The 12202-nt window shown below is 73.6% G+C and carries 10 protein-coding genes and 1 pseudogene; 4 read left to right on the forward strand and 7 right to left on the reverse strand.

The annotated features are described in order from the left end of the window. Positions 1-343 precede the first annotated feature (343 nt). From ligA to rraA, 3 genes are all read right to left on the reverse strand, one after another. Positions 344-2449: an NAD-dependent DNA ligase LigA gene (gene ligA / locus ACBR40_RS15865; protein ID WP_371249194.1), complete on the reverse strand. Its 2106-nt coding sequence runs from the start codon at positions 2447-2449 to the stop codon at positions 344-346. Positions 2450-2679: 230 nt separating this feature from the next. Next, positions 2680-3054 (reverse strand): hypothetical protein, encoded by a 375-nt coding sequence (locus ACBR40_RS15870; protein WP_371249195.1) that lies wholly within the window; start codon positions 3052-3054, stop codon positions 2680-2682. Between the two features lie 1460 nt (positions 3055-4514). Beyond that, positions 4515-4985 (reverse strand): ribonuclease E activity regulator RraA, encoded by a 471-nt coding sequence (rraA, locus tag ACBR40_RS15875; RefSeq protein WP_344204289.1) that lies wholly within the window; start codon positions 4983-4985, stop codon positions 4515-4517. Positions 4986-5398: 413 nt separating this feature from the next. Here rraA and ACBR40_RS15880 point away from each other — a divergent pair. The 4 genes and pseudogenes from ACBR40_RS15880 to ACBR40_RS15895 all read left to right on the forward strand — a co-directional run. Then, a pseudogene (locus ACBR40_RS15880) lies at positions 5399-5521 on the forward strand (GntR family transcriptional regulator); the annotation flags it as partial. 170 nt (positions 5522-5691) lie between these two features. Next, complete coding sequence (locus ACBR40_RS15885) at positions 5692-6030, forward strand: FCD domain-containing protein (RefSeq protein ID WP_371249331.1); 339 nt, start codon at positions 5692-5694, stop codon at positions 6028-6030. Next, positions 6027-7223, forward strand: a complete 1197-nt coding sequence (locus tag ACBR40_RS15890; protein ID WP_371249196.1) for a CaiB/BaiF CoA transferase family protein — start codon at positions 6027-6029, stop codon at positions 7221-7223. The genes ACBR40_RS15885 and ACBR40_RS15890 overlap by 4 nt, the downstream gene beginning before the upstream one ends. Positions 7224-7315: 92 nt before the next feature. Further along, entirely contained in the window at positions 7316-7699 is a 384-nt protein-coding gene (locus ACBR40_RS15895) for a hypothetical protein (protein WP_371249197.1), read from the forward strand. A gap of 3 nt (positions 7700-7702) precedes the next feature. Here ACBR40_RS15895 and ACBR40_RS15900 read toward each other — a convergent pair whose 3' ends face one another. From ACBR40_RS15900 to ACBR40_RS15915, 4 genes are all read right to left on the reverse strand, one after another. Next, positions 7703-8509 carry a glycerophosphodiester phosphodiesterase family protein gene (locus ACBR40_RS15900; protein WP_344204297.1) on the reverse strand — a complete coding sequence of 269 codons (807 nt, stop codon included), beginning with the start codon at positions 8507-8509 and terminating at the stop codon, positions 7703-7705. 72 nt (positions 8510-8581) lie between these two features. Then, positions 8582-9493, reverse strand: a complete 912-nt coding sequence (locus ACBR40_RS15905; RefSeq protein WP_371249198.1) for an alpha/beta fold hydrolase — start codon at positions 9491-9493, stop codon at positions 8582-8584. 2 nt (positions 9494-9495) lie between these two features. Further along, positions 9496-10491 (reverse strand): NAD-dependent epimerase/dehydratase family protein, encoded by a 996-nt coding sequence (locus tag ACBR40_RS15910; protein WP_371249199.1) that lies wholly within the window; start codon positions 10489-10491, stop codon positions 9496-9498. Continuing rightward, positions 10488-12110 carry a fatty acid CoA ligase family protein gene (locus tag ACBR40_RS15915; RefSeq protein WP_371249200.1) on the reverse strand — a complete coding sequence of 541 codons (1623 nt, stop codon included), beginning with the start codon at positions 12108-12110 and terminating at the stop codon, positions 10488-10490. The genes ACBR40_RS15910 and ACBR40_RS15915 overlap by 4 nt, the downstream gene beginning before the upstream one ends. Positions 12111-12202: the final 92 nt, after the last annotated feature.

Raw genomic sequence — 12202 nt, forward strand, 5'->3', positions numbered from 1 at the left:
TCCTGACCGGCGCACCAGGATGTTCGCCTCCGGGGCGGATCTTCGCGAGTTGCGCGCCACCTCGTCCGTCGACCATCTGCGGTCGGAGCGGCAGAAGGCCTCGGCGGGGGCACCCTCACGGGCGCGGAGGCGGTGGAGGCGGGCCTGGCCCTGTCGGTCGAGGACGATCCGGTGGCCGCCGTCACAGCCTTGGGGCGTACGTACGCGGAGCTGGACCCCCGGCTGGTGCGGCACATCAGGAGCGCGGCGGCCGAGGGCTTCGACGCCACGCTCGAGTTCGAAGCCTGGGCGCAGGCGTACTCGGCAACCCAGCCACGCATCCACGAGGTCCTGGCCCGGGTGGTCAGGCGGACGGTTGCTGGAGCAGGGGGGCGACGAGGGTGGCGAACTCCTCCGGCGTCGTGATCGGCACGCCGAGTTGCTGGGCCTTGGTGTGTTTGGAGCCTGCCTTATCCCCCGCCACCAGCAAAGACGTTCGGGCGGACACGCTGGAGGAGGCCTTGCCGCCGGCTCGCTCGATGAGCTCGTTGACCTCGTTGCGTGACAGCGCCGCGAGCGGCCCGGTCATCGTGCCGGTGACCACCACCGACATCGAGGCCAGCGGCAGTGTCGTCGTCATCACTGAATCCGCTGCCTGCTGGTCCGGCGTCGCTTCCGCGGCGGGCGGGGTGGCGCCGGGCTCGGTCATGTTGACGCCCGCGCGTACGAGCTTGTCGATGAGCGGGGCGAGCTCGGTCAGCTCGTCCACCACCACCGGCGCCTTCTCCGGGCCGATGCCGTCCACCTGCTGGATCGCGTCGGGGTCGGCGGCGCGGATCGCGTCCATGGTGGCGAAGTGGCGGGCGATGCGGCGGCTCATGGATCGGCCCGTGCCGCGTACGCCCAGTGCGCAGAACACCCGGCTGAGCGGCCGGCCCTTGGCCCGGTCGAGGGCGGCCAGGAGGTTGTCGGTGCTGGTGGCGCCCATGCGTTCGAGGCCGAGCAGCTGCTCGCGGGTCAGGAAGAACAGGTCGGCGAAGTCGGCGATGAGACCGGCGTCGAGCATCTGCCTGATCCGGTTTTCCGCCAGGCCCTCGATGTCGAGCTGGTCGCGGCCGGCGGCGTAGACGATGGAGGCGATCGCCCGGCATCCGCGCCCGCGCACGCACCGCCACCGCTCCTGGGAGGCGTCGATCGCGTCGCCGCACGACGGGCACACCTGGGGGATGTCGATGGGCCGCTCGTCGCCGGTGCGCAGGTGCACGACGGGCGCCTCGACCCGCGGGATGACGTCGCCCGCCTTGTAGACGGTGACGCTGTCGCCGATCATGAGGCCACGGCGCGCGATGTCGGCGGGGTTGTGCAGGGTCGCGTACGTGACGAGGCTGCCGTCGAGCTCGACCGGCTCCAGCACGGCGCGCGGGGCGATGATGCCGGTGCGGCCGGTGTTCCACTCCACGGCAAGCAGCTTGGTGATCTTTTCTGTGGCGGGCAGTTTGTAGGCGATCGCCCAGCGCGGCGCGCGCGAGCTGAACCCGGCCTGCGCCTGGTCGGCGGCCAGATCGCACTTGATCACGATGCCGTCGATGCCGAACGGCAGCTCGGCCCGGACCGCCGCGATCTCGCCCACCCGCTCCTGGACGCGCTCCAGCGTGCCGGCGACGATGCCCGCGACCGGCGTGGCCGCCGTGGTCTGCACCCCCTGCGCGGCCACCCACTCCATGACCTCGCTGTGCGGCAGCTCGCGCAGCCGCGTGGCCTGCTCGGAGTCGTCGTCGGGCCGCGGCAGCGCGCCGTAGCCGAAGAAGGTCAGCTCGCACACGTAGGGGCGGTCCTGCGCCCGCAGCGTGCCCGCCGCCGCGCTGCGCGGGTTGGCGAACGTGGTGCCGTCGTGCGCCCGCCGCTTGGCGCACGCCTCCTCGAACTGGCTGGTGGTCATCATGACCTCGCCGCGCAGCTCGACCGTGACCGGCTCGGCCAGCCGGTCGGGCAGGCCGACGATGGTGCCGATGGCGTGCGAGACGTCCTCTCCCGCGACCCCGTCGCCGCGCGTGACGAGCTGCGCCAGCCGGCCGCGGCGGTAGCGGGCCGAGATCGCGAGGCCGTCGAGCTTGGGCTCCACGCTCCACGCCGCCACCGGACGGCCGAGCCGCCGCTCCAGCGAGGCCGCCCAGTCGGCGAGCTGCTCGGGGCCGAACACGTTGTCCAGGCTCAGCATGGGCACCGTGTGCGGCACGTCGCCCACGACGGCCCCGCCCGCCACCTTGCCGGTCGGCGAGGCGGGCAGCACCTCGCCCGGGTGCTCCTCCTCGTAGGCGGCGATGCCGCGGACCAGCCGGTCGTAGGCGTCGTCGTCGAGCGTCGAGGTGCCGTCGGCGTAGTAGGCCGCGGCGGAGTCGACGGCGAGCTGCACGGCCTCGGCGTATGCCGTGGCGTCGGCGGGCACGGTGAAGGGGGGCGTCTCGGTCATGGCCCCATCATGGCGATCGCCACCGACAACTTCCGGCCCGCCGACGCGCGTGTGGACGGGCCGCGTTCGCGATGGCCTGAAGGGCGTGGAGGGCATGAGGAGAGGGTCGCATCGGCGGACGGTGCGACCCTCTCGTTCTCTGTGGCGGTGATCAAATGTGGTGAGCGAGACGGCCGCGGCGTGGCCGGACTCGGCTCAGGGTGATCAGTTCGGTTGGTCGGCTTGGTCGGTCAGCCGATCGGCTGATGGTTGATCGGCTCGATCGAGTTGGCCGGGTTGGCTTCGTCGTCGGTTGGCTTGGCTCGGTTGGCTTGGCTCGGTTGGCTTCGTCGTCGGTTGGCTTGGCTCGGTCGGCTTGGCTCGGTCGGCTTGGCTCGGTCGGTCGGTGCTGATCGGGGATCAGCCGCCGCCACCTCCGCCACCTCCGCCGCCGCCACCGCCGCCGCCACCGCCGCCACCGCCACCGCCGCCGCCACCGCCGCCACCACCGCCGCCGCCGGCGCGGTTGACGTTCTGGTTGTTGATGTCGACGTTGGCGCCGCCGCCACCGCCGCCACCTCCACCGCCGCCACCTCCACCGCCGCCGCCACCACCGCCACCTCCACGGATGGCGCGGCAGCGGGCCGGGTTCCGGTGGAACCTGCAGGGACGCTGGGTGGTGAGGCTTTCCGTCGTCGTCGCGCTCTGAGCGGTGGGCTCAGCGGCGGCGGCCGGGGCCGAAGCCGCCACCGGGACGACAAGGGCCGAGGCCGTCATCGCTGCGGCCGCGAGGAGGTTCTTGACGCTGGTCATGTCAGTTCACCTTCCGCTGGTGCTTGGGACGGAGGGCCATTCCGGGTCCTGACTGAACACCGGGTCTCGGCCCGAACTCGACTCCACGCTAGGGCGACCCCCCGGCCCGCTTGATCCCGTGGCGGCAAAGGCTGGGCTGCCCTTATTTTGAGCGCCGTAGGAGTACGGTGAGGTCCGTAAGAACCGGCATGACCGGGACAAAAGAGCAGGCCAACGACGGGCGGCGTTCGTCGAGGGATGCCGAAGTCCTCCACACGATGCATCGCGACAGAAGGAGAAGCCGGTAAAGGGGCAGGCGCCCGCGACGGCGGGCCGGGAGGCCGCCGGGCTTTACGACCTGAAGGCGGCGGTAGAGCAGGCGGCCTGCTCCGGTTGCGGTTGCATGACCGGAACAGGCACCTTAGGACGGGCTCTCCAATGCCGCTGAGTAGCGTCAGTCGAGCTGCTCGTAGTCCAGCTCGGACGTAGTTGGTGCCGTCCGCGAAGTGCGGTGACCCCTTGGCCAGGCGGATGTGGTAGCCCGGCCGGGGTGTGGCCCGACAGTCGCGGCGACGGCTAGGGCCACCAAGGGACGGCCAGGGCTGATGGGAGCACTTGGATGCGCCACTCTCCTTCGCCGAAGTGTTAGCGCTAACATCAAGGCGCTGCAGCGACCAGGGGTTCTCTAGGGGGCTTCAGGGGGAGCGCGGGGGCACGGTGCTGCCACTGGAGACCAGTTCGGGTGAGATGAAGCGCTGACCGACCGTGGCTGCACGAGTCGCCGCACCGCGATGGAGTCGAGGCGGTCGGGCGCGCTCTCGATGAGCGAATACCGCAGGGAGAAGGTCGCGGCGAAGTAGCGGCCGATTCCGGGCGCCCGCTGCCCCGCTCGTAGGTGGCGTAAGTCAGCGCCGCCGCGGCCGCCTCGTTGATCAGCAGGCCGGTCGCCGCCGAGCAGCCGTTGAGCAGGCGTCCTACGGCCGGGCTGCCGGGACTCCCCACAGACGACGTGCAGGGTGACGTCGAGCCGGCGTCGCGGAGGCGTCACACCTACGCGCCACCCCGCTCCACCACGGCCGCGGGACGAGTCCCGGCCTCCTCGGAGTCCAGGTCGACCACGTCCAGGATGGCAGCCTGGCGCCCTCCTGGGCGATGTTCATGAGGACAGGCGCCTTCGACCACGCGGGAGTCGGTGACCCAGGCGCAGCGCCCGCCCCCCGTCGGTCTCGGTGACCGGCAGCGCGTCACGGCCCAGGTGACGAGCAGGCCGCGACCCTTGGTCAGGGCGCCGGTGTCAGGGGCGGGTGACGAGGATGCCGTCCTCGTCGGAGAAGAGCTCGGCCCCCGGATGGAAGACCGCGTCGCCGAAGGTGACCGGGACGTCCCGCTCGCCGGCGCCCGTCTTGGCGCTCTTGCGGGGGTTCGAGCCGAGCGCCTTGACGCCGAGGTCCAGGTCGCGGAGGGCGGCGACGTCGCGGACCACGCCGTTGATCACCACGCCGGCCCAGCCGCTCGCCACCGCGATGCCCGCGATGACGTCGCCCATGAGCGCGGCGCGCAGGGAGCCGCCGCCGTCCACGACCAGCACGCGCCCCTCGCCGGGCTCGGACAGCACCGACTTGAGCAGGGCGTTGTCCTCGTGGCAGCGGACGGTCGCGATCCGGCCGGAGAAGGCGCGGCGGCCGCCGTACTGGCGCAGTTGCAGGTGGCAGGAGTCGAGCTGGTCGCCGCGCTCGTCGTACAGGTCGGCGGTGGAGATGGTCATGATCGCGCCCTTCCGTCGGCACGACTCTACGAGGTGGCGCGGGCCGGCACGCGAACGCCCCCGGCGGCGAGGTCGGCGGCCGGGGGCGTCGGACGTTGGCGCTCCAGGCATCCCCGCTGGAGCGACGCCAGATTATCGGCTCAATGTCCGGTTTGTATAGGTTTTTTCGGTCAGTCGCCACGCCCGCCCGGTCGCCACACACGGCGAACGCCTCGGCCGCCATGACAGCCGAGGCGTTCTGTGGGCACTCGATCCCAATAGCCATATACCCACGTCGCCCGCCTTATATGCATATGTCCGTTTGATGTGGCAGGCCCACGCCAGCCGCCAAAGGCGACGTAATGTATGCAACAGCTTGCGCATGAACCACCCTTGAGCCAAGAAGGCTGCCAGCCGATCAAGGAGTTGTATACATGTCGGCCGTGGACGACCTCAGAAGCCTCATCCTGGGCGGCCAGTACGCCCCAGGAGACCGGCTCGCCGAGGTCGAGCCGGCCGAGGTCCTCGGCGCCAGCCGCACCCCCGTACGCGAGGCGTTGCGCCGGCCGGCCGCGGAAGGGCTGGTCGAGCTCATCGCGAACAAGGGCGCCAGGGTGGTCGAGCACCCTCGCGACGACCTGGAGTCGATCTTCGAGCTGCGGGCCAGGATCGAGGGGCTGCCGCCCGCCAGGCGGCGCTCGCCGCCGCCCCGGAGGACGCCGACCGGCTGCACGCCGTCGCCGTGGAGCTGCGCGAGCACGCCGGCCGGGACGACCTCGACGCCGTCCACCGGCTCAACGCCGGCTTCCACCAGGGCCTGGTCCGGCTCGGCGGCAGCGCGCTGCCGGCCCAGCAGATCAGCATGCTCGTCCACTCCCCCGTGCTGCTGCGCACGTACGGCTCCTTCGACAAGGAGGCCATGGACCGCAGCGCCGCCCACCACCTGGAGATCGCCGCGGCCGTCCGCGCCGGCGACCCCGACTGGGCGGAGGCGGTCATGAGGGCCCATCTGTTCTCGGCCCGCGCGTCGTTGCTGGGCCCACGGCACCAGGAGAGCCAGCCATGAGAGGACTCCCGCTCGGCGACGTCCGGGTCGTGGAACTCGGGCAGCTGATCGCCGGCCCGTTCTGCGGCCAGTTGCTCGGCGACTTCGGCGCCGAGGTGATCAAGGTCGAGGACCCGCGCACAGGCGACCCCATGCGCCAGTGGGGCAGGGAGAAGCCGCACGGCAAGTCGCTGTGGTGGCCGGTCGTGGCCCGCAACAAGAAGTCGGTGACCTGCGACCTGCGCACCCCCGAGGGCCAGGAGCTCGTCCGCCGCCTGGTCGCGAAGTCCGACGTGCTGCTGGAGAACTTCCGCCCCGGCACGCTGGAGCGCTGGGGTCTCGGCCCGGAGCGGCTGCACGAGCTCAACCCCCGGCTCGTCATCACGCGCGTGACCGGCTACGGCCAGACCGGCCCGTACGCCCCCCGCGCCGGCTACGGCTCGATCGGCGAGGCCATGGGCGGCATCCGGTACGTCACCGGCGACCCGTCGCTGCCCCAGTCGCGGGCCGGCGTCTCGCTGGGCGACTCGCTGGCCGCCACGTACGCCTGCCTCGGCACCCTCGTCGCGCTGCACGAGCGCGAGCGCAGCGGCCGCGGCCAGGTCGTCGACTCGGCGATCTACGAGTCGGTGCTGGCCGTGATGGAGTCGCTGCTGCCGGAGTGGCAGCAGGCCGGCTACCAGCGGGAGCGCACCGGCGCCGTGCTGCCGAACGTCGCGCCGAGCAACGTCTACCCGACCGCCGACGGCGACAGCGTCCTCATCGCGGCCAACCAGGACAGCGTGTTCACCCGCCTGGCCGCCGTGATGGGCCGCCCGGAGCTGGCTGAGGACGAGCGCTACGCCACGCACGCCGCCCGCGGCGCGAACATGGCCGAGCTGGACGGCCTCATCGCGGCCTGGTCGGCGACGCTGCCCGCCCAGGACCTGCTCGGCCTGCTGCACGCGGGAGGGGTGCCGGCCGGGCGGATCTACCGCGCGGCCGACATGTTCGCCGACCCGCACTTCGCCGCCCGCGAGGCCATCGTCCGCGTCGCGCACCCCGACTTCGGGGAGCTGGCCATGCAGAACGTCGCGCCGAAGCTGTCGGACACGCCCGGCGCGGTCCGCTCCACCGGGCCGGAGCTGGGCCGGCACAACCACGAGATCTACCACGGCCTGCTCGGCCTCACGCAGGAGGAGACGGACCGGCTCTCCGCCGGCGGGATCATCTAGCGGTCCGGGCGTCCAGCGGTCCGCAGGCGGGCCGCAAGCGCCCCGGCGCTCAATGGTGGACGTACCGCACGGACCGCCACCCGGGAGAGCCGATGAACCGTCACCTCCGCGCCCTGCTCGGCGCCACCGCCGCCGCCGTGCTCGCCACGACCCTCGCGGCCCCCGCGCACGCCGCCGGCGGCCGGCCCTTCCTGTTCACCTACACCTTCGCCGGTCACCTCAAGGTGGCCGGCGGCGATTTCACCGTCGGCGGCCGGGTGTACGTGAGCGTCAAGCACAGCAACGGCGTCCCGGCCTTCGGCAAGTGGGCGGTGGCCCGTACGCATCCGGTGACGCCGGGCGGGGCCGTCTACGTGGACACGCCGCTCGCCTCCCCGTGCAACGGCGGCCGCAACGGCTACGCCGAGGCGTACGACGCCGTCACCAGGACGTGGTCCGCCCGCCTGCCGGTGACCGTGTGCCGCAGGATCGACTGAGGGTCAGGCGCACTTGCCCTTGAGCCAGGCCCGGTACTCCTTGGTGTAGTTGGTCATCACGCTGGCCGGGGCCGCGTCGAGCACGCTCTGCCAGCGGGCGGTGTTGCCGGTCCAGGACGGCGGCGGCTCCTCCCAGCCCACGCTGTCGGTCCAGCGGGCCGCGCCGCCCTTGAGCAGCGTGGGGTGGCGCTTGGCCAGCTCGGCCTGGATCCACGTGTCGGTCGAGTAGACCAGGATGCGCTGCGCGCCCTGCCGCTCCTTGATCGGGTCGGAGATCTCCTTCCAGGCGGCCGCCGCGTACGTGGCGTTCGACAGGATGGGCTTCGTCTCGGGCTTGATCTCCAGGAGGGCGACCAGGCCGCGCGAGCGCACCTGATCGAGCCATTCGCGCAGCGTGTAGACCCGCTCCCCCGTGTAGGGGCCGCGCGTGATGGTGCGGCTCTGCAGGTTGCCGGTGCCGGCGGCCCACCAGAGGTCGGTGATGTTCTGCTTGGTGCCGGTCAGGCCGTTGGTGGAGGTGTTGTGCCACATGACGGCCTTGGTGCCCTGCCGGGTGAGCTGTACGTCGCCCTCGACCCCGTCGGCGCCCCAGCTCTTCTGGTCGTTGAGCCCCCGCGGGTTGTTGGGCTGGCGGATCTTGTCCCGCTCCCACGGGTTGGCGCCGGTCGGGTAGCCGCCGTGGCCGAAGACCTGGGGGCAGGCGACGGCCGCGCGGGTGGCGCTCGTGCCGGCGTGGGCGGGAAGCCCGGCGGCCGGGAGCGTCACGGCCACCGCCGTGGCCAGCGACATCGCTCTGGTCATCATTCTCATGGAGGTGCGACTCCCGCCTGTAGGTGATCCGGGGGAAGGCTACGCGCGGCGGCGTTCGTGATCAAGGGGCGGTCAGCGGCGCAGGAAGGCGGCGATCTCCGGCACCAGCCGTTCGTGGGCGTCCTCCAGCACGTAGTGGCCGGCGTCCGGATAGGCGCGCACCGTCGCGTGCGGCAGGCGGCGGCGCCACTCGCGCAGCATCGCGCGGTCGAAGACCGGGTCGCGCAGCCCCCAGCCGATCAGCACGGGCCGGTCGGCGAACGCGCGCACGCCCTCCGCGGCCCGCACCAGCAGCGGCCAGGCCCGGTCGGCCGGGCTGAGCGGGATGTCGGTGACGAAGCGGCGGACCGCCACCCGGTGCCCCGGGTCCCGGCCCGGGGCGAGGAAGGCGGCGCGCACGCCCCTCGGCAGGGGGCGGCGCAGCCCGAACGGCGGCAGCGTGGCCAGCCGGGCGAAGGCGTGATGGCGCAGGAACAGGCGCTCGCCCGCCGCGGTCTCGCGCAGCAGCCAGAACGGCAGCCGCAGGGCGGGCCGTACGCGCTCGCCGTACGGGCTGGGGAAGGCGGCGGTGTTGAGCACCACGAGCCGGGCCACCCGGCCGGGGTGGCGGGCGGCCCAGGCCATGCCGATCGGACCGCCCCAGTCGTGCATCACCAGCGTCCAGCCCCGGTCCGGGACGCCCTCGTGCTCGACGAGGTGCGCGGTCAGCGCGTCCAGGTCGGCCACGCGGGAGGCCAGGGTGTGTGCGTAGCGGTCCTCGCCCGGCTTGTCCGACAGGCCCATGCCGATGTGGTCGGGGGCGAGGCAGCGGTGCTCGCCGCGCAGCGCCGTGATCAGCCGCCGCCACAGGTAGCTCCAGGACGGGTTGCCGTGCAGCATGAGCACCGGCGCGCCCGCGCCCTCGTCCACGTAGTGCTGGCGCAGGCCGTCCCGTACGAACCAGCGGGACGCGAACGGGTAGCCGGGCAGGCGGGAGGCGTCCACGCTCAGCTCCCCGCCGGGGCGGCCGCGAGGTGGGCGGCGAGCCGGGACAGGCCCTCCGCCGTCGTGACGCGCGGCGCGTAGCCGAGGTCGCGGCGGGCCGCCGACAGGTCGAACCAGTGGGACGTGGTCGCCTGCACGGCGATCATCCGGGTGAGCGGCGGACTCGCCCCGGCGAGCCGGCACCCGTGCTCGACCACCCCGGCCGCCAGCCGCGCCAGCCGGGCGGGCACCCGCGGCCGTACGGGGCCGAGCCCGGCCGCCGCCAGCAGGCCGTTGACCCACTGCGCGATCGGGACCGGCTCGTCCTGGGCGACGAAGTAGGCGCGCCCGGCGACCGGGCGGCCGGGGGCGAGCGCGTCCAGGGCCAGCAGGCACGCCTCGGCCGCGTTGTCGACGTACACGGTGTCGATCAGCTTGCCGGGGGCGCGCGGCAGCAGCAGCCGGCCGCGCCGGGCCCGCGCGGTGAGCTGCGGCAGGAAGTGCGGGTCGCCGGGCCCCCAGATGAGGTGCGGCCGCAGCGCCACGGTGGCCAGCCGCGCGCCGCTCGCGGCCAGCACGATGCGCTCGGCCGCCGCCTTCGTCGCCGGGTAGGGGGCGAGGTGGCGGCGGGCGTACGGGACGGACTCGTCCACGCCCTCCAGGTCGCGGCCGTCGTGCACGACGCTCGGCGAGGAGATGTGCACGAGGCGGGCGATCCCGGCGCTCAGGCAGGCGTCGACCACGTGGGCCGTGCCGTGCACGTTGATCGTGCGGAAGTCGCCGGGCTCGCCCCACAGCCCGGCCAGCGCGGCGCAGTGCACCACCGCGTCGTGCCCGGCCACGACGGCGCGCACCCGGTCGAGGTCGCGGACGTCCCCGGTGCGCTGGAGCACGCCGTACGCGTCCAGCTCAGGACGCCGGCTGCGCTGGAACGCGGTCACCCGGTCGCCGCGCGCGGCGAGCAGCCGGCACACGGCCTGCCCGAGGAAGCCGCCGCCGCCGGTCACCAGCACGTTCATCGCCCGGCCTCCCCCAGCTCGCGGGCGGCCCAGCGGGCCAGCAGCGGGCGGCGGATCTTGCTGGCGTGCCGGACGTCCATCGGGAATCCCGGATGCGGCAGCACCTCGGCGACGGCGGGCGGGGCGTGCTCGCGTACCCGGACGAGGACCGCGCGGCGCTCGCTCCCGGAGAGGCCGGGCTCGCACTCCACGCAGAGCACCGGGCGGCGGCGGCCCTCCGGCCCCACGCCCACGAGGGCGGTACGGCGCACGCCGGGCAGGTCGTTGACGATCGGCTCGACCTGGTCGGTGTAGAGGTCGCCGGCCGCGGTGCGGACCCGCTCGCCCTTGCGGCCGGCGAACCAGAGGCGGCCCCGCTCGTCCATCCACCCCAGGTCGCCCATGCGGTGCACGGGCGTGCCGCCGTCGTCGATGCGGGCGAGGGCGGTGTCGTACGGGCGGCCGAGGTAGGGGTCGCTCACCGCCGGCCCGGCCACGGTGATCTCCCCGACGGTGCCGGGCGGCACCAGCAGGTCGTCCGACCAGTACGGGACGGGCTCGTCCGTGACGGCGATGACGCGGACCCGGTTGCCCGGCAGCGGCGCGCCCAGGAACGTGCCCGCGCCCTTCGCCGTGTCCCCGGCGGTCGCGGTGAGCTCGGCCGCGTTCGCGGCGCTGACCAGGAGGCATTCCGTGGCGCCGTACACGGAGAGCAGTTCGGCCCCCTCCGGCAGGCACCGCAGGGCGCGGCGCAGGACCGCGTGCGGCAGCGGCGCGCCCGCGGTGAGCACGGTCCGCACGCCGTCCAGCGTGAGGCCGCGCTCCAGGCAGTGGCGGGCCAGCCCGTCCAGCAGCGCGGGCGCGGCGAACAGGCCGGTGACGCGGTGCGCGCGGATCGACTCCGCCATCGCGGCGGGGTCGCTGCGGGCGGGACGGCGCAGGTTCAGCCGGGGGACGACGGAGGCGCAGCCCATGACGGGCGCGGCGATCGCGAACGGCAGGAACGTGGACCAGACCGTCCCGCCCGGCCGCAGCGCGCCCAGGCGCGCCAGCAGCTCCAGCTGCCCGGCCAGGTGCCGGTGCCGGAGCGGCACGCCTTTGGGCACGCCGGTGGAGCCGGAGGTGAAGGCCACGAACGCCGGGCCGTCGCCCTCCCCGCGCGGCGCGGGCCAGGAGCCGGGCGGCGACGGGCGGGCCAGGCGCAGCGTGCGCGGGCCCACGGTGATCGTGGTCCGTACGCTGCCGCGGGCCCAGCCCAGCAGCACACGGGCGAGGTGGGCGAGGGGCACGCCGATGAACGCCTGCGGCGCGGCCTCGGCCAGGCACCTCCTCATGGCGCGCGCCCCGAGGCCCGGGTCGATGAGCACGGGGACGGCCCGCAGCCGGAGCAGGGCGTGGATCAGCGCGACCAGCTCCCGGCCCGGCGGCACCATGACGGCAGTCGTCGTCCCCGCGCCGACGCCCGCGCGCTCCAGGGCCAGGGCGGTGCGGCCGATCAGGTCGTCCAGCTCGCGGTACGTGAGCGTCTCGGGGCCTCTGCCGCGCCGTCCGTCGATGCGGCAGACGACGGCCTCGGGACGGGCATGCGGCCAGCGTCCGGTCAGCTCAGCCTCGGCGGCGAAGAGCCGGGCACCCTCCATGAAAGCACTCCCTCCCGGTGTGTCGTGTTTTGGGCGATCCGTGTGCGGTAACTATTCGTAGCAATACGTTACTCAACGTGACTAGGAGTCCA

This window comes from Nonomuraea sp. AD125B, assembly GCF_041402765.1.
GTDB classification, from domain to species: domain Bacteria; phylum Actinomycetota; class Actinomycetes; order Streptosporangiales; family Streptosporangiaceae; genus Nonomuraea; species Nonomuraea bangladeshensis.

Bases quoted from the DNA above. Each gene is read 5' to 3' on its own strand.
- ligA (WP_371249194.1), bottom strand. From the start codon at position 2,449: ATGACCGAGACGCCCCCCTTCACCGTGCCCGCCGACGCCACGGCATAC.
- rraA (WP_344204289.1), bottom strand. From the start codon at position 4,985: ATGACCATCTCCACCGCCGACCTGTACGACGAGCGCGGCGACCAGCTC.
- ACBR40_RS15890 (WP_371249196.1), top strand. From the start codon at position 6,027: ATGAGAGGACTCCCGCTCGGCGACGTCCGGGTCGTGGAACTCGGGCAG.
- ACBR40_RS15895 (WP_371249197.1), top strand. From the start codon at position 7,316: ATGAACCGTCACCTCCGCGCCCTGCTCGGCGCCACCGCCGCCGCCGTG.
- ACBR40_RS15900 (WP_344204297.1), bottom strand. From the start codon at position 8,509: ATGAGAATGATGACCAGAGCGATGTCGCTGGCCACGGCGGTGGCCGTG.
- ACBR40_RS15910 (WP_371249199.1), bottom strand. From the start codon at position 10,491: ATGAACGTGCTGGTGACCGGCGGCGGCGGCTTCCTCGGGCAGGCCGTG.
- ACBR40_RS15915 (WP_371249200.1), bottom strand. From the start codon at position 12,110: ATGGAGGGTGCCCGGCTCTTCGCCGCCGAGGCTGAGCTGACCGGACGC.